Source organism: Streptomyces mutomycini (genome assembly GCF_001700505.1).
GTDB classification, from domain to species: Bacteria; Actinomycetota; Actinomycetes; order Streptomycetales; family Streptomycetaceae; genus Streptomyces; species Streptomyces mutomycini.
In genome coordinates this window covers 19,505-42,769 of the sequence record NZ_MAPV01000098.1, presented here as the reverse complement: position 1 = coordinate 42,769, position 23,265 = coordinate 19,505, and the positions used below count along the sequence as shown (strand labels likewise).

Here is a 23,265-nt window from a genome sequence, read left to right as displayed (position 1 = left end):
GCGGCCCCCTTGGGGCGGCGGGATGCATCATGTCCGGGTGGCTGAGATCTGGACGATCGGGCACTGGACGTACCCGGAAGAGACGTTCACCGGCTTCCTGGACGCCCAGCGCGTCGACGTACTGGCGGACGTCCGGGCGCACCCCGGCTCACGCCGCAGCCCCCAGTTCTCCGGGGACGCGATGCGCGGCTGGCTGGAGCGGGCCGGGATCGACTACGTGTACCTGGACGAGCTCGGCGGCCGGCGGCGCAAACAGGACGTGGACCCCACCGTCAACGCGGGCTGGCACAACCGGAGCTTCAAGAACTACGCCGACTACACGCTGCTCCCGGCGTACGAGCACGGCATCACGGTTCTGACCGGCCTCGCTGAGCGCGCCCGCGTCGCCGTCATGTGCGGCGAGCCGGTGCCGTGGCGCTGCCACCGCCTGCTGATCGCGAACACGCTCACCGCCCGCGGCTGGACGGTCCGGCACATCATGGGCGCTGACGGGACGCGCGTGCACGAACCGGGTGCCTGGGGGGCGGAGCCGCACATCGACGAGCAGGGCAGGGTGACATATCCGGCGCCGTGAGGGCTGTCCCCGGCGGAAAACCGTTCGGGTGATCGAGGGGGCGTGAGGTACGTTCCTGATCATTCGAAGGGGGCGGAGTGGCGAAGCTCAACCAGATCATCGCCGTGGAGAAGGGTGTCAAGAGCAAGTCGCTCCAGGACATCACCGCGGCCCACCACAAGGTGCAGAAGCCGGCACTGCTGGCCGGCATCTCGCGTACGTACCAGCCGAAGGACGAGGAGGGCGAGCAGCTTCCGCCCGAGTCCACGCGGGTGCAGATCAAGGCCGAGGAGGCCCTGCGCGAGATGTCCGCGTCGCTGACCCGGCTGTTCGACGTGACCGCGACGAAGGACTGGGCCAACTGCTCGGCCCGCGCGGACGTCGTCGTCGACGGCCGTACGGTCGTCGGCGAAGTCCCGGTCAGCTACCTGCTCTTCCTGGAGAAGCAGCTCACCGACCTGCACACCTTCGTCAAGAAGCTTCCGGTCCTGGACGCCTCCGAGTCCTGGTCGCTCGACCCGTCGACGGACTGGTGGAAGACGGACCCGGTCCGCACCATCCGGACGAAGAAGGTCCCGCGCAACCACGTCAAGGCCGAGGCGACCGACAAGCACCCGGCGCAGGTCGACGTGTACTACGAGGACGTTCCCATCGGGTACTGGACCACCGTGAAGTTCTCCGGAGCGCTTCCGGCGCGCCGAGTGAACGAGCTGCTGGACCGGGTAGAGAAGCTCCAGCACGCGGTGAAGTTCGCCCGCGAGGAGGCCAACGGCGCCGAGGTCACCGACCGGCGGGTCGGCGACGCGGTGTTCGGCTACCTGTTCGGCTGACGCCGGACGCGAGGCGGCATCCCCAGAACGCCCCCGCGCCTAGCCGTGGGGGTGCGCACCATGCACGAGGCGGAATTGAGGTCCGCCCCGTGTGATGAGCGCAAGCTGAAACTGACGTTCAGCCTGAAGACGCGGTAACGGTGGAGGTTCGAGTCCTCCCCCCGGCACCACAGGCCGGGGTGGCCCAACATGGCAGAGGCAGCCGCGATCAATCTCAGACTCTCGCTCCAGCTTCAGTATCGCCGCCGACTGCCAGATCGACCGAGTACGGACGAACACCGTTGAATGCTGGTTCGAATCCGGCCTGCGCCTCTACGCGGCGCGGTAGTTCAAAGGAAGAACGCGACGGTCTGACGACTGATCCGCACTCTTAAACGGCGCTGGCAAGCGCAATTGGGTGGCAACCCCAGGGGCCCGGGAGCTGGATACGACTCCCGGGCTCCGTCACGTCCCGCCTCTTCCGGCTGTGAGACCTGAGGGCCTCCGGACCCCTGCGGGCCACCGCCGCATCCGGGAACGGACGACGGTGACGTGCCCAGGCCAAGGAATACCGGCTCGTGGCCCTGGGGACGCTGCCGGTCGGCGCGTTCGCCGGCGGGGCCCTCCCGGACGCCTCGGGGCCGGCCGCGCCGTCCGGGCCGTCGGGGTCTCGTATCTGTACGTCTCGTTCTGGCTGATACTCTCCCCGCTACATTCCGCCACCCCCGCTGAACGGACCCGCGCGATGGGCGTACGAGCGGCGCCCGGAGAGGCCGTCGACGAGCAGACTCCCGCCCCCTGAGCGGCCGTTCACCACCCGGCACCGCGTTCCCCAGAGACAGAAGGCGAGAAACGACGTGGCTGAAGACCGAGACGTCCTGATCTTTTCCAAGCGATGCGAGGGCGGGGTGCGCTTCGTCTCGCGCATGCTCGTCGAACTGGGACGCCGCCCGGTCCTGGTCTCCGACGAGCCGGAGGACGTCAACCGCGCCCACTGCGCGGCCCACGTCGTGGTCGACTGGGAGACAGCGAGTCTGGAGGAGCTGGTGGCGGCGGTCGGGGCGGCGGGCGTGGAGCCGACAGCCGTCGTCAACTTCGTGGACTCGCTGATCTCCTGGCAGGTGCGCACGGCGCGGCACTACGGACTGACGGGGGCAGAGCAGGGCCGTGAAGTCCTGCTGAGCAAGGCACGGGTACGGGCGGCCATGGCGGATCGTGGCCTGTCCTCGCTGGCCTACGCGACCGGCACCGCCGTTTCCCTCGACACGGACGCGGTCACCTCGTACCCCGTCATCGTCAAGCCCGACCAGGACTCCGGCGCTTCACGGCTCGTCCGCCGCGCCGACGACGCTGCCGAGCTCGTCTCCTGCCTCAAGGAGCTGGCCGCCGCCGCGGGTCCGGAGACGGCCGTCATCGTGGAGGAGTACATCGACGGCATCGAGTTCTCCGTCGACGGGCCGGTGCTGGACGGCCGGTTCCATCCGCTCTTCGAGGTCGAGAAGACGGGGCACGACAACGGGCGGCACCACGACGCGGGACTCCTCATCTCGCCTCCGGTCTCCGTGCATGTGCGTTCTGCCGTGGGCGAGCTGTCGGAGCGGGTCGGGGCGCTGTGCGCCTCCATCGGGCTGGGGGACAGCTGGCTGCACGTCGAAGGGCGGGCGCGCGCGGACGGCACCTGCGAACTGGTCGAGATCAACCCGCGCCCCGGCGGCCGCTCGTACCGGGACGCCACCCGGCGGGCCTGCGGTGTCGACTCCATCGACATGTCGGTACGCATGGCGCTCGGCGAGCACCTGGACGGCGTCCTGGCCGAGGCGACGACCGGCGGCACCGAGCTGCTGGCCATGCTCCCCTTCGAGGCCGACCGCGTCGGAACCCTGGCGAGCGCCACCTCCGTCGAGGAGCTCATGCGGATTCCCGGGGTGGTGGACGGCTACCTCTTCGAGAACTTCCGCGTGGTGACGATGGACCGGGAGAACCACTTCGCCGAGGCATTGATCGCCGCCGACAGCGTCGCCGACCTGCACAAGATCGCCGAACAGGTCCGCTCGGCCTTCACCTTCACCTTCGAGTGACCCGCACGGGCGGAGATCCGCTCACGGCCCGGACTGGCCCCGCGACGGTCCGTGCGTGACGGGCGCTGCGCAGCAGTGCACCGTCACGCTCCGGCGTTCGGCCACCCGAGCGGCGGGCAGCCCGTGCACCGCGTGCGGCGGCGTCTCTCCGTCCCGCTGCAGTCGCGCCACGCGCTCAAGGGCGGCCGTTCAGTGACTTCGCAGGCCCCTACGCCTTGCGGAGCCGGGCGACGATGCCGTCCAGATCACGCTGGAACAGGTCGGGGCGCACGAAGTGCCCGCCGGGCACCTCGTGCCACTCGTGCGGGATTCCGGCCGCGCCGAGGCCCGCCCGGAACTCCCGCTGACCGGCGAGCACCTGTGTCTCGTTGACGGTGTCGAACCAGTTGACCGGGTCCGGGCTGGTGCCCGCGACCAGGAAGACCCGCTTGTTGCGGTAGCTCTCGATGCGCTGCACGGGGTTGTCCGCGGTGACCCTGGCCTCGTCCCAGAGCGGCGCGCCGTAGACCGTGCCCCCGCCCAGCTCCACGGCCGCGGAGGAGGCGTTGGCCCAGTGGGTGACCAGGCCGAAGTCGCGGCGCAGGCTGGCCGGCCCGGAGTGGGCGCTCACCGAGGCGAAGTGGCCGTAGTACTTGGCCGCGTACTTCAGCGCGCCGAAGCCGCCCATCGAGAAGCCGGAGACGGCCCGGCCGTCGTATTCGGCGTACGTACGGAAGTTGGCGTCGATCCACGGGATCAGCTGGGCGATGTGGAACGTCTCCCAGTTGCGGGCGCCCGTGTTGGAGCTGACGGGGTTGGAGTACCAGCCCGCATGGCCCCCGTCGGGCATCACGACGATGACCGGCTTCCCGGCGGTCCAGGCGCGGATGCCCATCCGGTCGAAGGTGATGAAGTCCTGGTCCGTGCCGCCGCCGTGGAAGAGGTAGAGGACCGGATAGGAGCGACCGCTGCTGTGATAGCCGTCGGGGAGCAGGACGTTGACCGCCGGATCCCAGCCGATCGCGTCGGTCGCGAAGCGGTAGTACCACATCCGGGGGTCGCGCTCGTCGTGGCCCACGATGCGCAGCCCGAAGCCGTCGCCTGCCGCGGCGGCCGACGACGCCGAGGCCAGGACGCCTCCTGCGCCGAGGGCCGTCGCGGCGGTGACCGAGCCGAGGGCCCTGATGACGTTCCTGCGGGTGGGGCGGTGCGTGCTCAACATGATCTCCTGGAGTAGGGAACGACGCGGAGGGCACTGACGGGGGCGGTCAGGCGGAATACCCCTTCGGAGGGATCAGCGTGGCGAGCTGGTCGAAGGAGATCCAGTAGATCTGGTTGCCGCTGAAGGAAGCGGGGTCGGCTATGAGGACGGTCCGGTCCACCTCGTCGTAGCCGAAGACGGTGAAGTAGTGGTAGATCGTCTGGTTGGAGGGATAGCCGGGCGGCTGGTTGCCCGGCGGGGCCACGATGTTGGCCACCAGCGGGTAGTTGCGGTCGATGTCGAACACGATGTCGTGCCACAGCAGGTCCCGTTGGCCCTGGGTGGGCGGATCGTTCGGCATCTCCTTGGTCTCGTACCAGCCGCCGCCCAGGTTCGCGTTGAGTACGCCGGTCACCTGTCCGATGTGATCCGTGCCCGCCTGGGTGGTGCCGAGCTGCCAGGCGAGATCACCCTGGCCGGGAGGGGCCATCCGGGCCGAGAGGGCGATGCGTGTGGCGGCGGGGCCGCACCAGTACCCGGTCTCCTGGACCTGGTAGTCGATCTGGAGCCAGTGCGCGCTCCTGGTGCGCCCGGAGTCGACCTTCAGACGGCTGCCCGGCTCGTCGAACCCGCTGAGGACGGCCGTACCCGCCTTCGAGCCGTGGGCGCCCACGGACACGGAGGGGGCGGATGGCACGGGTGACGCGTGGGCCGTGCCCGGCTGCAGCAGCACCCCGATGGCGGTGGCTGCGATCGCGGCGGACACACATCTCTTACGCATGGGAGCTCCTGGGGGGACGGGCCCGTGAGGGAGGGCGCGACGGTGGGGGTGCCCGGTCGTGTGCGAGAGCAGGACCAGCGTGATTCCCGTGCCCATGGGGCCGCAAGCGGCGAAAGTTCAGGCTTACGACCGGAGTTGGGCTTCCGCGCGTTCCGCTACACCGGCCCGGGCCGCCCCTCGACGGCCAGCAGGGCGCGTCCCTCCTCGGTGGCGAGGTGGAAGGACCGCCCGGCCGTGCGGACCGTGGTGATCAGGCCGGCCGCGCGCAGCACGTTGACGTGCTGGCTGACCGCCGGGTGGGTCACCCGCAGAAGGCGGGCTGCCTCGACGGTGGAGCAGCCGGTGAGGGCGGCGCGCAGTATGCCGGCACGCGTATGCCCGAGCAGCGGCCCCAGGGGGCCGGACCCCTGACCGGGGCGTGCGTCGGGAAGGGGCCCGGCCCAGTCCACCGCGTGGTCGATGGGATAGACCAGGACCGGTGGCAGCGCGCCGTCGGCCAGAGTGGTCGGCGTGGGCCAGCAGAAGAACGACGGCTGGAGCACGAGGCCCCGGCCCCGCAGATGGAGCTGCTGGTCGACGGGGTAGGTGACTTCCAGTACGGGGGGCCGCCAGCGGATCTGCGGACCGAGGCCGGCCAGCAGCCCTTCGGTGCCCCGGTCGAGGAGGCTGTGCAGCCGGACGGCACGGTCGGCGTCGATGTGCGCGTGGACACGCGGCCAGTAGGGCGCGAGCGCCTCCAGCTGGTAGGTGTGGAGGGCATCGCCGAGCCTTTGGAGGGCATCGGTGTCACCCGCCGCCAGCGAGCGCACCCAGCCCGGCAGCCGAAGTGAGGCCGGAAGCTGCGCCAGGTCGGTGCGCAGCCGTGGGCGCGGAGTGCTCATGAGGACGTCGAGTGCCGCCCGCAGGCTGGTGCGGTCACCGGATGTGGGGGTGAGGAAGTCGGGGGAGTAACCGGTGGGCGGCAGCAGACCGGCCAGCAGTGTGCGGTCACCCGAGAGCCTCGGCCGGGCCCAGTGCCGCCAGGCACCGAACACCCGCTCGCCGTCGCGGCGTTGCAGGGTCTGCACGCTGTTGGTGATCTCCCAGAGGAAGTCGGGCCCCGGGGCCACCCGGACCCGCGCCAGGTCCTCGGACGTGAAGTACACCCGCAACATGGACCCTCCGGCGAGAGGTGAAGGTGCGCCGTGCAGACCACGGGCATGTCCGTCCGGGCAACAAGCGGGCGGACACGGGTTGTTACCGCGTCGACCCCGTACCCCGCCTTCGGGCGGCGTACTCCCGCTCGACCGGCTCGTGGCCCCGATGAGCAGAGAGACCGCTCGCGTGCGGGCCCCCTCGCGCAGGCCGTCGGTCCCGGACAATGAAAAAGACCTTCCGATCAGTGTGGTCACTGGTCAGAAGGTCTTTTGGCACTTCTCTCGAAGTGCCCCCGGCAGGATTCGAACCTGCGCACCCGGCTCCGGAGGCCGATGCTCTATCCCCTGAGCTACGGGGGCGATGCCGCCGCGCTTGGCGGCGACGAGTGAAACCCTACCAGCTCCGGCGGGGTGTCCGGGCACAGGTTTTTCCGCGTCGGCCCGCCGGTCCGTCGCCGGTCGGGCCTGTCCGGGGGACGGGCGCGGGAGGTCGTGTGCCGCCTCCGGAGGACGGGCACCGAAAGCTGTTTCGCAGGGGAGCCCGGCCACCCCTCCCGGGGCGGAAGTGGGCAAAACCCGGACGCAGCTCTTCCGCTCGACCTACCCTCGAAGGGTGTCAGGGGCGTACGGCCGCGTGCTTGTTGTGGACGACAACAAGGTCATCCGGCAGCTGATCAGGGTCAACCTCGAGCTGGAGGGCTTCGAGGTCGTGACCGCGGCCGACGGCGTCGAGTGCCTGGACCTGGTGCACGAGGTCCGCCCGGATGTGATCACTCTCGACGTGGTGATGCCCAGGCTCGACGGAATACAGACCGCGGCCCGGCTGCGCGCCGACCCGAGGACGGGGCACCTTCCGGTCGCCGTCATCAGCGCGTGCACACCCCACGAGGTGGCTACCGGGGTCGACGCGTTCCTGGCGAAGCCCTTCGAGCCGGGCGAGATGGTGCGCATGGTGCGCCGGCTCGCACGCCGGGGGGAGCGCGCGCGGTCCGACGGCAGGCGCGGCGCGGGGACGGCAGGGAGCACCACAGGCTGACCCGCGGTCGGGTCCCGGCTGCCCGTATGGCGAAACCGGTTGGCGAAGTGCCCCCCTTCCTCCCATACGCTTGTCCCGTGACCCCCGCAGATCTCTCCCGGACCGTGCTGCACGCTGTGCGCCGCGCGGTCGACGAGGACGCCCTGCGCGCACCGGTGCCCGGAAGCGTGCGGGTCGAGCGGACACGCCCCGGCGGCAGCGGCGACTACGCCTGCGCCGTCGCCCTCCAGCTGGCCGGCCCCGCCGCACTCCCGGCGCGGGAGGTCGCCGCACTGCTGCGGGACCGGGTCGTCGGCGTACCCGGGATCGGACGGGTCGAGATCACCGGGCCGGGCTTTCTGAACTTCACGCTCGACGCCTCCGCCGACGGCGCCTCCCGCTCCGTACGGGTACGCCAGGTGCTGGAGCAGGGGCTGCGGTACGGGTGGGGTGCCGAGTGCGCCGGGCAGGTCCATCAGCTCCACCACCGGCGCGAAGTCCGGGCAGCGGTCGTGGCCGGCACGGTGATGAAGCTGCTTCGTGCCCAGGGTGCCCTGGGGCGTACCACCTGTGAGGAGGCGTCCGACCCCGACTGGGCGCTTCTCGGTGTCACCGTCGACGCGCACGGGCGACCCCCCGTCCCGCTCACGGAGACCCGGCCCGTCCCGGCCGGGGCCACGGCGGGGGAGCTGCTGGAGCGGCTGGGCGCCGACGCCACCCGCTGGGGCCTGCTGAGGTCCGCCGGACACGACCGCGCGCACCTCGGCGACGCCCTCCTCGTACAGGGCGAGGCCAATCCGCTGTTCCTGGTCCGCTACGCCTACGCCCGCGCCCGTGCGCTCGGCCGCGAAGCGGAGCGGCTCGGCTTCACCTCCGGATACGACAGGGACGTCGACGCGCCCGCGCTGCACACCGCGCTCGCAGATCACCCCGGTGTCCTCGCCGCCGCCGCCCGCCACCAGGCCCCCGACCGGCTCGCCCGGCACCTCGAAACGGTGGCGCACGCCTTCTTCGACTTCCACGACGCCTGCCCGCCGCTCCCCGCCGGTGACGAGAAACCCTCGGCCGCCCACCGCTCCCGGCTGGCCCTCGCCGAAGCCGCCGGGACGGTGCTCGCAGGCGGCCTGTCCCTGCTCGGCATCAGCGCGCCCGAACACCTCTGAGAACCGAGAGAGCAGAGCAGAACGATGAGCCGATCCGCCCACCCCGCCGGACCCCGTCACGCCGACGTCCTCCCCGAGGGCCACTACAGCGCCCCGGCCACCGACCTCAACGAGCTCGACCCGAAGGTCTGGTCCCGCACCGTCACCCGTGACGCCGACGGTGCGCTCACCGTCGGAGGGATCGAAGTCGCCCGGCTGGCCGAGGAGTTCGGCACACCGGCGTACTTCCTGGACGAGTCCGACTTCCGGGCGCGCTGCCGTGCCTGGGCGGACGCCTTCGGGACGGAAGCCGATGTGTTCTACGCCGGGAAGGCCTTCCTGTCGCGCGCCGTGGTGCGCTGGCTCAAGGAGGAGGGGCTGAATCTGGACGTCTGCTCCGGCGGCGAGCTGACCACCGCCCTGGGCGCCGGAATGCCCGCCGAGCGCATCGCCTTCCACGGCAACAACAAGACCGTCGCCGAGATCGAGCGGGCCGTCGAGGCGGGCGTCGGACGCATCGTGCTCGACTCCTTCCAGGAGATCGCCCGGGTCTCGCACATCGCCCAGCGGCTCGGCACGCGCCAGCGGGTCCAGATCCGCGTCACGGTCGGGGTCGAGGCCCACACCCACGAGTTCATCGCCACCGCGCACGAGGACCAGAAGTTCGGCATCGCGCTGGCGGACGGACAGGCGGCGGAGGCGGTCCGCAGGGCGCTCACCCTGGACGGTCTGGAGCTCATCGGCATCCACTCGCACATCGGCTCGCAGATCTTCGACATGGCCGGCTTCGAGGTCTCCGCGCGGCGCGTGGTCCAGCTGCTCGCCGAGGTCCGCGACGAGCACGGCGTCGAGCTCCCCGAGATCGACCTCGGCGGCGGCCTCGGAATCGCGTACACCTCCGACGACGACCCCAGCGAGCCGCACGAGATCGCCAAGGCGCTCGGCGACATCGTGACCCGCGAGTGCGAGTCGGCCGGTCTGCGGACCCCGCGCATCTCCGTCGAGCCGGGCCGCGCGATCGTCGGCCCCACCGCGTTCACGCTGTACGAGGTCGGCACCATCAAGCCCCTCGAAGGCCTGCGGACGTACGTGAGCGTCGACGGCGGCATGTCGGACAACATCCGCACCGCGCTGTACGACGCCGAGTACAGCGTCGCCCTCGTCTCACGCACCTCCGAGGCCGAGCCCATGCTCGTACGCGTGGTCGGCAAGCACTGCGAGAGCGGCGACATCGTGGTCAAGGACGCGTTCCTGCCGGCCGACCTGGCGCCCGGCGACCTGATCGCGGTGCCCGCCACCGGCGCCTACTGCCGTTCCATGGCGAGCAACTACAACCACGCCCTGCGCCCGCCCGTCGTCGCTGTGCGCGACGGTCAGGCGCGGGTCATCGTCCGGCGTGAGACGGAGGAAGATCTCCTGCGTCTCGATGTCGGCTGATGAAATTCACATCTCAAAATCCGGACGGGTGGCAGAAACCCCCGTCCGGTGAGTGAGACTGGTCCACACATCAGAAGTATGAGAAACGAGGTCGGATGATGCGTACGCGTCCGCTGAAGGTGGCGCTGCTGGGCTGTGGAGTGGTCGGCTCAGAGGTGGCGCGCATCATGACGACGCACGCCGACGACCTCGCCGCGCGCATCGGTGCGCCGGTCGAGCTCGCCGGTGTCGCCGTCCGCCGGCCATCCAAGGTGCGCGAGGGCATCGACCCCGCGCTGATCACCACCGATGCGACCGCCCTGGTCAAACGGGGCGACATCGACGTCGTCATCGAGGTCATCGGGGGCATCGAGCCCGCCCGCACGCTCATCACCACCGCCTTCGAACACGGCGCGGGCGTCGTCTCGGCCAACAAGGCGCTGCTCGCCGAGGACGGCTCCGCGCTCCACGCCGCCGCCGAGAGGTACGGCAGGGACCTCTACTACGAGGCCGCCGTGGCGGGCGCGATCCCGCTCGTACGTCCCCTGCGCGAGTCCCTCGCGGGGGACAAGGTCAACCGGGTGCTCGGCATCGTCAACGGCACGACCAACTTCATCCTCGACAGGATGGACACGAGCGGCGCCGGATACTCCGAAGCGCTCGACGAGGCCACCGCCCTCGGGTACGCCGAGGCCGACCCGACCGCCGACGTCGAGGGCTTCGACGCCGCCGCGAAGGCCGCCATCCTCGCCGGGATCGCCTTCCACACCCGCGTCAAGATCGGCGAGGTGCACCGCGAGGGCATCACGGAGGTCACCGCCGCCGACATCGCCTCCGCCCGGCGGATGGGCTGCACCGTCAAGCTCCTCGCCATCTGCGAGCGCGCGTCCGACGGCAGGTCCGTCACCGCCCGCGTGCATCCCGCGATGATCCCGCTCAGCCACCCGCTGGCCTCCGTCCGCGAGGCGTACAACGCTGTCTTCGTCGAGGCCGAGGCGGCCGGGCAGCTGATGTTCTACGGTCCCGGCGCGGGTGGCGCCCCGACCGCGTCCGCGGTCCTGGGCGACCTGGTCGCCGTGTGCCGCAACATCATCGGCGAGGCCACCGGCCCCGGTGAGTCCGCGTACACGCGTCTGCCGGTCAGCCCCATGGGCGACGTCGTGACGCGATACCACATCAGTCTCGACGTGGCCGACAAGCCTGGCGTACTCGCCCAGGTCGCGACGGTCTTCGCCGAACAGGGCGTATCCATCGATACGGTCCGACAGAAGAGCCGACAATCGGGCAGCGGCGACGGAGTTGCCATCGAGCAGGGTGGCGGCGGGCGACGGGTGGGCGGAGACGGCGAGGCATCCCTCGTCGTCGTCACCCACCGCGCGCCCGACGCCGCCCTCTCCGGGACCGTCGAAGCGCTCCGCAAGCTGGACACCGTGCGCGGTGTCGCCAGCATCATGCGTGTTGAAGGGGAGTAAGGACCCATGACCAGCAAGGGCACCCACCAGTGGCGCGGCATCATCGAGGAGTACCGGGACCGTCTTCCGGTCACGAGCACGACGCCCGTCGTCACCCTTCGTGAGGGCGGTACGCCGCTCGTTCCGGCGCAGGTCCTCTCCGAGCGCACGGGCTGCGAGGTGCACCTCAAGGTCGAGGGCGCCAACCCCACCGGGTCGTTCAAGGACCGCGGCATGACCATGGCGATCACCCGGGCCAAGGAGGAGGGTGCGCAGGCCGTCATCTGCGCCTCCACCGGCAACACCTCCGCCTCCGCCGCCGCGTACGCCGTGCGGGCGGGCATGGTCTGCGCCGTCCTCGTGCCGCAGGGCAAGATCGCGCTCGGCAAGATGGGGCAGGCGCTCGTCCACGGAGCGAAGATCCTCCAGGTCGACGGCAACTTCGACGACTGCCTGACCCTGGCCCGCAGCCTCTCGGACAACTACCCGGTGGCGCTGGTCAATTCGGTCAACCCGGTCCGGATCGAGGGCCAGAAGACCGCCGCGTTCGAGATCGTCGACGCGCTCGGCGACGCCCCTGACATCCATGTCCTGCCGGTGGGCAACGCGGGCAACATCACGGCCTACTGGAAGGGCTACAAGGAGTACGCCGGGGACGGGATCTCCACGCACACTCCGCGCATGTGGGGCTTCCAGGCGTCCGGTTCCGCGCCGATCGTCCGTGGCGAGATCGTCAAGGACCCGGCGACCATCGCCACCGCGATCCGTATCGGCAACCCGGCGTCCTGGCAGTTCGCGCTGGACGCCCGGGACGAATCGGGCGGCTTCATCGACGATGTGACGGACCGTCAGATCCTCTCGGCGTACCGCCTGCTGGCCTCCCAGGAGGGCGTCTTCGTCGAGCCCGCATCGGCCGCGTCCGTGGCCGGTCTGCTCAAGGCCGCAGAAGAGGGCAAGGTCGACCCCGGCCAGAAGATCGTCTGCACCGTCACGGGCAACGGCCTGAAGGACCCCGACTGGGCCGTCGCGGGTGCCCCGCAGCCGGTCACGGTCCCGGTCGACGCGGTGGCCGCGGCCGAGCGGCTGGGCCTCGCGTAGCGGCTCCTTGCCGCAGCTCAACCGCCCTTTCGGGGCGGAGAGCGCATGGGAGGTGTGCGACACGCATCGTGCGCCTCCTGTGCGCCCTATGTCGCGACAGAACCTTCCTTCGATAAGCTGTGGTCAAACCCACCCCGCCGCATCCGCCGCGGCGCTGCGGGCGCCGTGTCCGCCGGGCCTCGGTCCTCCGCACAAGGGCACCCCACGCTCGTTCGAAACACCCCGCACAACATCCCCGCCGCCGTACAGGAAGAGTCGTCCAACCGATGGCCGGTCCCGCGTTCCGAGCCGCCGCCGTCCGGGTGCGCGTCCCCGCAACCAGCGCCAATCTGGGCCCGGGTTTCGATGCCCTCGGCCTCTCGCTGGGGCTCTACGACGACGTCGTCGTCCGGGTCGCCGATTCCGGGCTGCACATCGACATCGCGGGTGAGGGCGCCGAGACGCTGCCCCGCGACGAGAACCACCTGCTCGTACGCTCCCTGCGGACGGCCTTCGACCTGCTCGGGGGGCAGCCCCGCGGCCTGGAGATCGTCTGCGCCAACCGCATCCCGCACGGCCGCGGCCTGGGCTCCTCGTCCGCCGCCATCTGCGCCGGGATCGTCGCCGCCCGCGCCGTGACGACGGGCGGCGAGGCCCGTCTCGACGACGCCGCGCTGCTGGAGCTGGCCACCGAGATCGAGGGGCACCCCGACAACGTCGCCGCGTGCCTCCTGGGCGGCTTCACCCTGGCCTGGATGGACGGGGGCGCCGCCAAGGCGATCCGGATGGATCCCGCGGACTCCGTCGTCCCCGTGGTCTTTGTCCCCGCCACCCCGGTGCTGACCGAGACCGCCCGCGGCCTCCTGCCGCGCACCGTCCCCCATGTGGACGCCGCGGCCAACGCCGGCCGTGCGGCCCTGCTCGTCGAGGCCCTGAGCCGGCGCCCCGAACTGCTGCTCGCCGCCACGGAGGACCGGATCCACCAGGAATACCGGGGGCCCGCGATGCCGCAGAGCGTGGAGCTGGTGAACCGGCTGCGTGCCGACGGCGTCGCCGCCGTCATCTCCGGTGCGGGGCCCACCGTGCTCGCGCTGACGGACGAGGGCTCGGCCGACAAGGTCGCCCGGCTGGCGGGTGAGGGCTGGGCCGCGAACAGGCTCGCCCTCGACGCCGCCGGTGCGAGCGTGCTGCCGCTCGCTGCGTAATCGCACGTGATTGCCGGTGCAAGAGAGGGGGAATGTTTGTTGGAGCCGGTAGTGTTAACCTCAAGTCAGCAATCGACGTCTTCGTGGCGCGTTGCTTCGTGTCCCGCTCCGGGACCACCACTCTTCCGTGAGCCTCCCCGACTGCCTGAGCAGCCTGCCTGAGCTGTCGAGCACGCTCCGGAACCGGCACGACACCCTCTTGCTCGTCCAGGAGTGGGCCGAGCAGGGGGATCTCGCGCCGGAACCCCGCACATTCGTCTCTCCGCCGTACCCGGCGGACCACCGCCCCGGCAAGGTCCGAGATCGACACGATCGACAGACCGCAGTCGGACAGCACAACCGGTCGCCGAGCCAGAAGGCCGACGTCCGCTCCAGGGAAGGACCCTTCGTGAGCGACACCACCGATCTGATGGGCGTGACTGCCGACAAGAACGTCGACAGCTCCGTGCCCGCCGAAGGTGCTGCCACTGGCACCACCGCACGGCGCCGCCGCTCCGGCACCGGCCTCGATGGCATGGTCCTGGCCGAGCTGCAGCAGGTCGCGTCCGGCCTCGGCATCAGGGGAACCGCGCGTATGCGCAAGAGCCAGCTGATCGAGGTCATCAAGGAGGCGCAGGCCGGAGGATCCTCCGCGCCCGCCCCCAAGGCCGCCGAGTCCGCCGGTGCGGACGCCGGGAGCAAGCCGAAGCGCCGCGCCACGTCCAAGACGCGCACGGGTGACGAGACCGCTGCCGCGCCGGCCGCCGACAAGGCCGCCGCCCAGCAGCAGATCGACATTCCCGGGCAGCCGGCCAGCGACGAGCAGCCTGCGGGCGAGCGCCGTCGTCGCCGGGCGACCGCGCAGGCGGGCAGCCCCGACACCAAGGCCGAGTCCAAGGCTGAGGCGCAGGCCGAGCCGAAGGGCGAGAGCCGTCAGGACCGCGCCGACGAGCGCGGCGAGGCGAAGGCCGACGCGAAGGCCGAGTCCGCCGCCGACACCGCCGAGGGCCGCCGCGGCGACCGCCAGGACGGCCGTCGCGACCGCCAGGACCGTGACCGCGGTGACCGCCGGGACCGCCAGCGCGACCGCCGCGGCAAGGGCGACGACCAGGGCCAGCAGGGCGGCGGGCGCCGCCAGGGCCAGGGGCAGAGCCAGGGCCAGGGTCAGCAGGGCGGCGGCCAGAACCAGGGCCAGGGCCCGCAGGGCGGCGGCCAGCAGGACGACGGTTACGACGACGAGGGCGGCCGTCGCGGCCGTCGCGGCCGTTACCGCGACCGCCGTGGCCGTCGTGGCCGCGACGACTTCGCGACCGACGTCCAGGTCGCCGACGACGACGTCCTGATCCCCGTCGCGGGCATCCTCGACATTCTCGACAACTACGCGTTCATCCGGACCTCCGGCTACCTGCCGGGCCCGAACGACGTGTACGTCTCGCTCGCCCAGGTCCGCAAGAACGGCCTGCGCAAGGGTGACCACGTCACCGGTGCGGTGCGCCAGCCCAAGGACGGCGAGCGCCGCGAGAAGTTCAACGCGCTGGTCCGTCTCGACTCCGTCAACGGCATGGCGCCGGAGAGCGGCCGCGGTCGCCCGGAGTTCCAGAAGCTGACCCCGCTGTACCCGCAGGACCGGCTCCGCCTGGAGACCGACTCCAACGTCCTGACCACCCGGATCATCGACATGGTCGCCCCGATCGGCAAGGGCCAGCGAGGCCTGATCGTGGCCCCGCCGAAGACCGGTAAGACCATGATCCTGCAGGCCATCGCCAACGCGATCACGGTCAACAGCCCCGAGTGCCACCTGATGGTCGTCCTGGTCGACGAGCGTCCGGAAGAGGTCACCGACATGCAGCGGTCGGTGAAGGGCGAGGTCATCTCCTCGACCTTCGACCGTCCCGCCGAGGACCACACCACGGTCGCCGAGCTCGCCATCGAGCGTGCGAAGCGCCTCGTGGAGCTGGGGCACGACGTGGTGGTCCTGCTGGACTCGATCACCCGTCTGGGCCGCGCCTACAACCTGGCGGCGCCGGCCTCAGGCCGCATCCTGTCCGGTGGTGTCGACTCGACCGCGCTCTACCCGCCGAAGCGCTTCTTCGGTGCGGCGCGGAACATCGAGGACGGCGGCTCGCTGACCATCCTGGCGACCGCCCTCGTCGAGACCGGCTCGCGCATGGACGAGGTGATCTTCGAGGAGTTCAAGGGCACCGGCAACATGGAGCTCAAGCTCGACCGGAAGCTCTCGGACAAGCGCATCTTCCCGGCGGTGGACGTCGACGCGTCCAGCACCCGTAAGGAAGAGATCCTCCTGGGCACCGACGAGTTGGCCGTGGTCTGGAAGCTGCGCCGGGTGCTTCACGCCCTCGACCAGCAGCAGGCCATCGAGCTGCTGCTGGACCGCATGAAGAAGACGCAGTCCAACGCGGAGTTCCTGCTCCAGATCCAGAAGACGACGCCGGGCAACGGCAGCAACGACTGACGTCGCCGCGTCGCACCTACGGCTGATGCCCCGTCACGAAAGTGGCGGGGCATCCGTCGTGACGGGCCATCAGCCGCCGCCGCCCGTCGGCGGAATGGGTTGTGGCCCGTGCGGACGGACGGGACCCGGCGCTCCGGCGCGGGCCCGGGCGGATCCGTGCACCTGCTGTGAGGGCGCAGGCCGCGACGCGGCTCCGGTCGGAGGGCCCCCGGCCGCCTTCGGGGTACCGGCCCGGCCGGGAGCGACGGAAGTCCCCGGCGTGCGATCTTTGCCACACGCCCCGCGGCCCGCACCGACCGGAACGGTCGCCGCCCGCAGGCGTGAAACACCAGGTGGGGGCCGGGTTGCCGGCGTGCTCACCCGCTCCTTGCGAGGCCCTCGCCGCCCGGCTGGGGCCTCAGCCCGCTGTGCAACGCTTCTCGCTGCTCCGGTCGTCCCACCGAGTGACGCCGGAGACCACGCCCGTGCACCACGGCAGGGGGTAGGAGCGAGAAGCGGAAGAGGCAGCGCATGAGCGAACAGAGCAGGGGCACCGGCCGAATACGTGGCACCGGCAGCCGCCGGAGGAAGCCACCGAGGGCCCGCAGGGTGAAGAGGACCGCCCTCTGGGGCGCCGCCGCCCTGGTGGTCGTCGGAGGTTCCGGGCTCGGTTACGCCTACTTCACGCTCAACGGCAATCTGAAGGGCGTCGACATCGACGCCGCCCTCGGAGCCGAGCGCCCCGACGACGTGGACAACGGATCGCAGGACATCCTGGTGCTGGGATCGGACTCCCGCTCGGGCGCCAACGCGGAGTACGGCGCCGATGAGGGGTCCGCGCGGGCGGACACCGCGATGATCGTCCACGTCAACGAGGGCCACACCTCCGCGAGCGTGGTCTCGGTCCCGCGCGACACCCTCGTCGACCGTCCCGCCTGCACGAGCGACACGACCGGTGAACAGGTCGGCTCGGAGCAGCAGACGATGTTCAACACCGCCTACGAGGTCGGCGGGCCCGCCTGCGCGGTGAAGACCGTGGAGTCGATGTCCGGCATCCGCATGGATCACTACGTCGAGGTCGACTTCACCGGGTTCAAGAAGCTCATCGACGAGCTGGGCGGCGTGAGGATCACCACCTCGCAGGCGATCGACGACCCCGACAGCCATCTCGCGCTGAAGCCCGGCACCCACACCCTGAGCGGGGAGCAGTCGCTCGGCCTCGTCCGTACGCGCCACAGCGTCGGCGACGGCAGTGACCTCGGCCGCATCCAGCTCCAGCAGGCGTTCGTGAAGGCGCTGATGGACCAGGCCAAGAGCGTCGGGGTGTTCTCGGACCCGAAGACCCTCTTCGGACTCGCCGACACCGCGACGAAGACCGTCACCACCGACTCCGAACTGGCCTCCGTCAACAAGCTGACCGGCTTCGCGAACGGGCTCAAGGGCCTCGGCTCGAAGAACGTCGACATGGTCACGCTGCCCGTGGAGTACGACCCCCAGGACCCGAACCGCGTGCTGCCGCAGAAGAAGGCCGACGCGCAGGTCTGGGCGGCGCTCAAGCAGGACAGGCCGATCCCGGAGTCCGCCACGGCGAAGTCCGCCGGCGACAAGGGCGGGGCCGGAGAAGTCGTCCGGTAGCAGCACCTTCCGTCTGCCTTCCGTGGGTCTTCCGTCACCGAACGGTCGCGGAACGTTCCCCGTACGCACGGGAATACACACGGCCGGGTCCTCGTTTTGGGAGATACGGCCGGTCCTGGCAGACTGGTACGTCGGTCCCGGTTCACGGACGCGCAATCCGCGCGTACGACCCGGAGCCCTCCCGATACTAGGAGACACCTTGAAGCGCGAGATTCACCCCCAGTACGTCGAGACGCAGGTCAGCTGCACCTGTGGTGCGTCGTTCACCACCCGGAGCACCCTCGACGGCGGCGCCATCCGCGCCGACGTCTGCTCCGAGTGCCACCCGTTCTACACGGGCAAGCAGAAGATCCTCGACACCGGCGGCCGCGTGGCCCGCTTCGAGGCCCGCTTCGGCAAGGCTGCCGGCTCCGCCAGCAAGTAGCGAGCCACTGCGCCGGTTCCCGACGCCCTCCAACGGGCGCCGGGACCGGCGTTTTTTCCGGCTGTGCGGCCGGGTGCGCCTCCCGGGGCGCGGTACCGGCACCACACCGTCCAGCAGGCCCGAAGACGTATGACGCAGAAACCAGGAGCCCGAAGATGTTCGAGGCGGTCGAGGAACTGATCGGTGAACACGCCGATCTCGAGAAGAAGCTCGCCGACCCGTCGGTCCACGCCGACCAGGCCAACGCGCGCAAGCTCAACAAGCGCTACGCGGAGCTGACCCCGATCGTCTCCACCTACCGGTCCTGGAAGCGGACCGGTGACGACATCGGGACCGCCCGCGAGTTCGCCGCCGACGACCCCGACTTCGCCGCCGAGGTCAAGGTCCTGGAGAAGCAGCGCGACGAGATCACCGAGAAGCTCCGGCTCCTCCTGGTCCCGCGTGACCCCAGTGACGACAAGGACGTGCTCCTGGAGATCAAGGCGGGCGCCGGCGGCGACGAGTCCGCCCTGTTCGCCGGTGACCTGCTGCGCATGTACCTGCGCTACGCCGAGCGCGTCGGCTGGAAGACCGAGATCATCGACTCCACCGAGTCCGAGCTCGGCGGCTACAAGGACGTCCAGGTCGCCGTGAAGACCAAGGGCGGCAACGGCGCCACCGAGCCCGGCCAGGGCGTCTGGGCGCGGATGAAGTACGAGGGCGGCGTGCACCGTGTGCAGCGCGTGCCCTCCACCGAGTCCCAGGGCCGCATCCACACCTCCGCCGCCGGTGTGCTCGTCACGCCCGAGGCGGAGGAGGTCGACGTCGAGATCCACGCCAACGACCTGCGGATCGACGTCTACCGCTCCTCGGGACCCGGCGGCCAGTCCGTCAACACCACCGACTCCGCGGTCCGCATCACGCACCTGCCGACCGGTGTCGTCGCCTCCTGCCAGAACGAGAAGAGCCAGCTCCAGAACAAGGAGCAGGCCATGCGCATCCTGCGGTCCCGGCTGCTGGCCGCCGCCCAGGAGGCTGCCGAGCAGGAAGCCTCCGACGTACGCCGCAGCCAGGTGCGCACCGTGGACCGCTCCGAGAAGATCCGGACGTACAACTTCCCGGAAAACCGGATCTCGGACCACCGCGTCGGCTTCAAGGCGTACAACTTGGACCAGGTGCTCGACGGTGACCTCGACGCCGTCATCCAGGCATGCGTGGACGCCGACTCGGCCGCCAAGCTCGCCGCCGCATAAGCCGCACAAGGCGCGTACCCGACCCGCCCGTGAACCCGTACGGAGAACCGCGATGAACCTGCTGCTCGCCGAGGTGGCCCAGGCCACCCAGCGGCTGGCCGACGCCGGTGTCCCCTCACCGCGCTTCGACGCCGAGGAACTCGCCGCGTTCGTGCACGGCGTCAAGCGGGGCGAGCTGCACCATGTGCCGGATGCCGACTTCGACGCCCGGTACTGGGAGACGATCGCCCGCCGCGAGGCCCGCGAGCCGCTCCAGCACATCACCGGCCGCGCCTTCTTCCGCTATCTGGAGCTCCAGGTCGGACCCGGAGTCTTCGTGCCGCGCCCGGAGACCGAGTCGGTCGTCGGCTGGGCGATAGACGCGGTGCGCGCGATGGACGTCGTCGAACCGCTGATCGTCGACCTCTGCACCGGGTCGGGCGCGATCGCGCTCGCCATGGCGCAGGAGGTGCCGCGCTCCCGCGTGCACGCCGTGGAGCTGTCCGAGGACGCCCTGAGATGGACCCGGAAGAACGCCGAGGGGTCCAGGGTCACCGTCCACCGCGGCGACGCCCTGAGCGCCCTTCCCGAGCTGGACGGCCAGGTCGACCTGGTCATCTCCAACCCGCCCTACATCCCGCTCACCGAGTGGGAGTACGTGGCGCCCGAGGCCCGCGACCACGACCCGCAGATGGCGCTGTTCTCCGGCGAGGACGGCCTCGACACCATCCGAGGCATCGAACGCACGGCGCACCGTCTGCTCCGCCCCGGCGGGCTCGTCGTCATCGAGCACGCCGACACACAGGGCGGCCAGGTGCCGTGGATCTTCACCGAGGAGCGGGGATGGGCCGACGCGGCCGACCACCCCGACCTGAACAGGCGCCCCCGGTTCGCGACGGCACGCAAGGCCATGCCGTGACCACCGGGGCACCGGCACCGCACGATCCCTACCCTTACATGTCCGAGGAGGCCGGCTGATGGCACGGCGATACGACTGCAACGACGCGACCGACCGTACGACCGGCCTGCGTGAGGCCGCGTCCGCCGTCCGCCGCGGCGAACTGGTCGTGCTGCCCACCGACACCGTGTACGGGATCGGTGCGGACGCCTTCAGTTCGGAGGGTGTCGCCGACCTCCTCGACGCCAAGGGCCGCGGCCGCAACATGCCGACCCCTGTCCTGATCGGCTCCCCGAACACCCTGCACGGCCTGGTCACCGACTTCTCCGAGCAGGCCTGGGAGCTCGTCGACGCGTTCTGGCCCGGGGCCCTCACTCTCGTCGCCAAGCACCAGCCGTCGCTGCAGTGGGACCTCGGCGACACCCGTGGCACCGTCGCCGTCCGGATGCCCCTGCACCCGGTCGCCATCGAGCTCCTCACGGAGGTGGGCCCGATGGCCGTCTCCAGCGCGAACCTCACCGGACACCCCTCTCCCGAGGACTGCGACGCCGCCCAGGAGATGCTCGGCGACAGCGTCTCCGTCTACCTCGACGGGGGCCCGACCCCCGGCATCGTGCCGTCCTCGATCGTCGACGTCACCGGCAGGATCCCGGTGCTGCTGCGGGCCGGCGCCCTCACGGTCGAGGAGCTCCGCAAGGTGGTCCCCGACCTCGAGGTGGCCAATTGACCGCCCCTGAGGGGCGTGGCATAGCGGGGCAGCACGACACTTTCCGCATCCTCCACGTCAGCACCGGCAACGTCTGCCGCTCGCCCATCACCGAGCGGCTGACCCGCCATGCCCTCGTTGACCGCCTCGGTGATCCGCTGAGCGGCGGCCTCATCGTGGAGAGCGCGGGGACCTGGGGACACGAGGGCGCGCCCATGGAGGCCAACGCGGAGGTCGTACTCGCCGACTTCGGGGCCGACGCCACGGGTTTCGTCGGCCGCGAACTCCTCGACGAGCACGTGATCCGCGCCGACCTGGTGCTCACCGCCACCCGGGACCACCGCGCCCAGGTGATCTCCATGGGCCACTCGGCGGGCCTGCGGACCTTCACGCTCAAGGAGTTCACCCGGCTGGTGCGGGCCATAGACCCCGCGACCCTCCCGGACGCGCGCGAGGAGGGTGTCGTCGAGCGCGCCCGCGCGCTGGTGCGCGCCGCGGCGGCCCTGCGCGGCTGGCTGCTGGCCCCCACCGCGGAGGCCGACGAGGTCTACGACCCGTACGGCGCCCCGATCACCTTCTTCCGCTCGGTCGGTGACGAGATCAGCCAGGCGCTCGATCCCGTCATGACGGCGCTGACGGGGGTACGCGCCCCCCACTGAGCAACCGCCGGCCCACGCGCCCCGCACCGAGGTGCGCCGACCGGCGTAGAGGGGCGTCCGGCAGCGGGCAGGCGGCCGGGGGCGGGCCTACATTGGATCTGACGCCACGCACCCCCTCCTCCAGGCCCGGAGCCCTCGATGCCGGTCAGCACTCCAGCCGCACGCGCGGCCGCGCCAGCGCCCTCCCCGTCCGACACCGCCATGCCGCAGGACTTCGGCGCCCTGCTCCGCCAGGACCCGGAGATCGGCGGCATCCTGCTCGCCGAGACCGCCCGGCAGTCGAGCACCCTCCAGCTCATCGCCGCCGAGAACTTCACCTCGCCCGCGGTTCTCGCCGCCCTCGGCTCCCCGCTCGTCAACAAGTACGCCGAGGGCTATCCCGGCGCCCGGTACCACGGCGGCTGCGAACAGGCCGACGCCGTGGAACGCGCCGCCGTCCGGCGGGCCATGTCCCTGTTCGGCGCCGAGCACGCCAACGTGCAGCCGCACTCCGGCTCCTCCGCCGTCCTCGCCGCGTACGCCGCGCTGCTCCGCCCCGGAGACACGGTGCTGGCCATGGGACTCCCGTACGGCGGGCACCTCACCCACGGCGCCCCGGGGAACTTCTCCGGACGCTGGTTCGACTTCGCCGGCTACGGCGTCGACCCCGACAGCGGGCTCATCGACTACGCCCAGGTGCGCGCCCTGGCCCGGGCCCGGCGCCCCAAGGCGATCGTCTGCGGGTCGATCTCCTACCCCCGGCACCCCGACTACGAGCAGTTCAGGGACATCGCCGACGAGGCCGGCGCCTATCTGATCGCGGACGCGGCCCACCCGATGGGGCTGATCGCCGGGGGAGCGGCGCCCAGCCCGGTCCCGTACGCGGACGTGGTGTGCGCGACCACGCACAAGGTGCTGCGCGGACCGCGCGGCGGCATGATCCTGTGCGGCGTCGAACTCTCGGAGCGCATCGACCGCGCCGTGTTCCCGTTCACCCAGGGCGGCGCCCAGATGCACACGGTCGCGGCGAAGGCCGTCGCCTTCGGGGAGGCGTCGACCCCGGGGTACACGGTCTACGCCCATCGCGTCGTCGCGCATGCCCGGGTGCTGGCGGCCGCTCTCGAAGCCGAGGGCTTCGAGATCACCACGGGCGGTACGGACACCCACATCGTCGTCGCGGACCCGGCCCCGCTGGGTGTCGACGGCCGCGCCGCCCGCGAGCGGCTCATGGCCGCCGGGATGGTCCTGGACACATGTGCCCTGCCGTACGGGGACGCGCGCGGGCTCCGGCTCGGCACCGCTGCCGTCACCACCCAGGGCATGGACGAGGACGACATGGCGCGGATCGCCGTGCTGTTCGGCGCTGCCGTGCGGGACGAGGGCGATGCCGGCCTGCTGCGGGCAGAGGTGCGCGGACTGGCCGAGCGCAATCCGCCGTATCCGGGGTAGACGGTGTGGACGAGGTATGTGCAACCAACA

20 protein-coding genes and 1 tRNA gene are annotated in these 23,265 nt (G+C 71.1%); 17 read left to right on the top strand and 4 right to left on the bottom strand.

The genetic code is table 11. The features are described from left to right. Positions 1-37 precede the first annotated feature (37 nt). The 3 genes from BFF76_RS15520 to BFF76_RS15510 all read left to right on the top strand — a co-directional run bounded on the left by BFF76_RS15520 (position 38) and on the right by BFF76_RS15510 (position 3,440). A complete protein-coding gene (locus tag BFF76_RS15520) occupies positions 38-574 on the top strand; it encodes a DUF488 domain-containing protein (protein ID WP_199831581.1) in 537 nt (178 codons plus the stop codon). A 77-nt stretch (positions 575-651) separates the two neighbouring features. Next, positions 652-1,383 (top strand): DUF7873 family protein, encoded by a 732-nt coding sequence (locus BFF76_RS15515; protein ID WP_031091466.1) that lies wholly within the window; start codon positions 652-654, stop codon positions 1,381-1,383. Between the two features lie 836 nt (positions 1,384-2,219). Then, on the top strand, positions 2,220-3,440 hold the full coding sequence (locus BFF76_RS15510) for an ATP-grasp domain-containing protein (protein ID WP_141695606.1): 1,221 nt from the start codon (positions 2,220-2,222) through the stop codon (positions 3,438-3,440). A gap of 208 nt (positions 3,441-3,648) precedes the next feature. Here BFF76_RS15510 and BFF76_RS15505 read toward each other — a convergent pair whose 3' ends face one another. From BFF76_RS15505 to BFF76_RS15490, 4 genes are all read right to left on the bottom strand, one after another. Then, on the bottom strand, positions 3,649-4,641 hold the full coding sequence (locus tag BFF76_RS15505; RefSeq protein ID WP_042836213.1) for an alpha/beta hydrolase: 993 nt from the start codon (positions 4,639-4,641) through the stop codon (positions 3,649-3,651). Positions 4,642-4,687: 46 nt separating this feature from the next. Next, positions 4,688-5,401, bottom strand: coding sequence for a C39 family peptidase (locus BFF76_RS15500; RefSeq protein WP_031091471.1), 714 nt, complete (start codon positions 5,399-5,401; stop codon positions 4,688-4,690). Between the two features lie 155 nt (positions 5,402-5,556). After that, positions 5,557-6,555 (bottom strand): ArsR/SmtB family transcription factor, encoded by a 999-nt coding sequence (locus tag BFF76_RS15495; RefSeq protein ID WP_065848439.1) that lies wholly within the window; start codon positions 6,553-6,555, stop codon positions 5,557-5,559. 270 nt (positions 6,556-6,825) lie between these two features. Next, positions 6,826-6,897: transfer RNA gene (locus tag BFF76_RS15490), tRNA-Arg, on the bottom strand. A 205-nt stretch (positions 6,898-7,102) separates the two neighbouring features. On the opposite strand from BFF76_RS15490, the gene BFF76_RS15485 reads away from it, so the two are divergent. From BFF76_RS15485 to BFF76_RS15420, 14 genes are all read left to right on the top strand, one after another. Next, positions 7,103-7,573 carry a response regulator gene (locus BFF76_RS15485; RefSeq protein ID WP_078850528.1) on the top strand — a complete coding sequence of 157 codons (471 nt, stop codon included), beginning with the start codon at positions 7,103-7,105 and terminating at the stop codon, positions 7,571-7,573. A 77-nt stretch (positions 7,574-7,650) separates the two neighbouring features. Continuing rightward, positions 7,651-8,715 (top strand): ArgS-related anticodon-binding protein NrtL, encoded by a 1,065-nt coding sequence (gene nrtL, locus BFF76_RS15480; protein WP_031091474.1) that lies wholly within the window; start codon positions 7,651-7,653, stop codon positions 8,713-8,715. A 24-nt stretch (positions 8,716-8,739) separates the two neighbouring features. After that, positions 8,740-10,131, top strand: a complete 1,392-nt coding sequence (gene lysA / locus BFF76_RS15475; RefSeq protein WP_031091475.1) for a diaminopimelate decarboxylase — start codon at positions 8,740-8,742, stop codon at positions 10,129-10,131. Positions 10,132-10,226: 95 nt separating this feature from the next. Continuing rightward, the gene (locus tag BFF76_RS15470) at positions 10,227-11,582 is read left to right on the top strand and encodes a homoserine dehydrogenase (RefSeq protein WP_031091476.1); all 1,356 of its coding nucleotides are present in this window, start codon (positions 10,227-10,229) and stop codon (positions 11,580-11,582) included. Positions 11,583-11,588: 6 nt separating this feature from the next. Further along, the gene (thrC, locus tag BFF76_RS15465) at positions 11,589-12,659 is read left to right on the top strand and encodes a threonine synthase (protein ID WP_031091477.1); all 1,071 of its coding nucleotides are present in this window, start codon (positions 11,589-11,591) and stop codon (positions 12,657-12,659) included. Positions 12,660-12,925: 266 nt separating this feature from the next. Next, positions 12,926-13,843 (top strand): homoserine kinase, encoded by a 918-nt coding sequence (thrB, locus tag BFF76_RS15460; RefSeq protein ID WP_031091478.1) that lies wholly within the window; start codon positions 12,926-12,928, stop codon positions 13,841-13,843. A 388-nt stretch (positions 13,844-14,231) separates the two neighbouring features. Next, positions 14,232-16,295, top strand: a complete 2,064-nt coding sequence (gene rho, locus BFF76_RS15455; protein ID WP_053929381.1) for a transcription termination factor Rho — start codon at positions 14,232-14,234, stop codon at positions 16,293-16,295. Between the two features lie 510 nt (positions 16,296-16,805). Next, entirely contained in the window at positions 16,806-17,909 is a 1,104-nt protein-coding gene (locus tag BFF76_RS15450; RefSeq protein ID WP_031091481.1) for an LCP family protein, read from the top strand. A 199-nt stretch (positions 17,910-18,108) separates the two neighbouring features. Then, on the top strand, positions 18,109-18,333 hold the full coding sequence (rpmE, locus tag BFF76_RS15445; RefSeq protein WP_031091482.1) for a 50S ribosomal protein L31: 225 nt from the start codon (positions 18,109-18,111) through the stop codon (positions 18,331-18,333). Positions 18,334-18,488: 155 nt separating this feature from the next. Next, positions 18,489-19,565 carry a peptide chain release factor 1 gene (gene prfA, locus BFF76_RS15440; RefSeq protein ID WP_031091483.1) on the top strand — a complete coding sequence of 359 codons (1,077 nt, stop codon included), beginning with the start codon at positions 18,489-18,491 and terminating at the stop codon, positions 19,563-19,565. Between the two features lie 52 nt (positions 19,566-19,617). Then, positions 19,618-20,463: a peptide chain release factor N(5)-glutamine methyltransferase gene (gene prmC / locus BFF76_RS15435; RefSeq protein ID WP_031091484.1), complete on the top strand. Its 846-nt coding sequence runs from the start codon at positions 19,618-19,620 to the stop codon at positions 20,461-20,463. Positions 20,464-20,521: 58 nt separating this feature from the next. Continuing rightward, positions 20,522-21,169, top strand: coding sequence for an L-threonylcarbamoyladenylate synthase (locus tag BFF76_RS15430; protein WP_031091485.1), 648 nt, complete (start codon positions 20,522-20,524; stop codon positions 21,167-21,169). Next, positions 21,166-21,807 carry an arsenate reductase/protein-tyrosine-phosphatase family protein gene (locus tag BFF76_RS15425; protein WP_031091486.1) on the top strand — a complete coding sequence of 214 codons (642 nt, stop codon included), beginning with the start codon at positions 21,166-21,168 and terminating at the stop codon, positions 21,805-21,807. Before BFF76_RS15430 ends, BFF76_RS15425 begins: the two co-directional genes overlap by 4 nt. Positions 21,808-21,945: 138 nt before the next feature. After that, a complete protein-coding gene (locus BFF76_RS15420) occupies positions 21,946-23,235 on the top strand; it encodes a serine hydroxymethyltransferase (protein ID WP_053929376.1) in 1,290 nt (429 codons plus the stop codon). Positions 23,236-23,265: the final 30 nt, after the last annotated feature.

What these genes read in the sequence shown, in the direction of transcription:
- BFF76_RS15500 (WP_031091471.1), bottom strand. Translation starts at nt 5,401, where the DNA reads ATGCGTAAGAGATGTGTGTCCGCCGCGATCGCAGCCACCGCCATCGGG.
- BFF76_RS15495 (WP_065848439.1), bottom strand. Translation starts at nt 6,555, where the DNA reads ATGTTGCGGGTGTACTTCACGTCCGAGGACCTGGCGCGGGTCCGGGTG.
- lysA (WP_031091475.1), top strand. Translation starts at nt 8,740, where the DNA reads ATGAGCCGATCCGCCCACCCCGCCGGACCCCGTCACGCCGACGTCCTC.
- BFF76_RS15470 (WP_031091476.1), top strand. Translation starts at nt 10,227, where the DNA reads ATGATGCGTACGCGTCCGCTGAAGGTGGCGCTGCTGGGCTGTGGAGTG.
- BFF76_RS15450 (WP_031091481.1), top strand. Translation starts at nt 16,806, where the DNA reads ATGAGCGAACAGAGCAGGGGCACCGGCCGAATACGTGGCACCGGCAGC.
- BFF76_RS15430 (WP_031091485.1), top strand. Translation starts at nt 20,522, where the DNA reads ATGGCACGGCGATACGACTGCAACGACGCGACCGACCGTACGACCGGC.
- prfA (WP_031091483.1), top strand. Translation starts at nt 18,489, where the DNA reads ATGTTCGAGGCGGTCGAGGAACTGATCGGTGAACACGCCGATCTCGAG.
- prmC (WP_031091484.1), top strand. Translation starts at nt 19,618, where the DNA reads ATGAACCTGCTGCTCGCCGAGGTGGCCCAGGCCACCCAGCGGCTGGCC.
- BFF76_RS15420 (WP_053929376.1), top strand. Translation starts at nt 21,946, where the DNA reads ATGCCGGTCAGCACTCCAGCCGCACGCGCGGCCGCGCCAGCGCCCTCC.
- thrB (WP_031091478.1), top strand. Translation starts at nt 12,926, where the DNA reads ATGGCCGGTCCCGCGTTCCGAGCCGCCGCCGTCCGGGTGCGCGTCCCC.
- BFF76_RS15505 (WP_042836213.1), bottom strand. Translation starts at nt 4,641, where the DNA reads ATGTTGAGCACGCACCGCCCCACCCGCAGGAACGTCATCAGGGCCCTC.
- thrC (WP_031091477.1), top strand. Translation starts at nt 11,589, where the DNA reads ATGACCAGCAAGGGCACCCACCAGTGGCGCGGCATCATCGAGGAGTAC.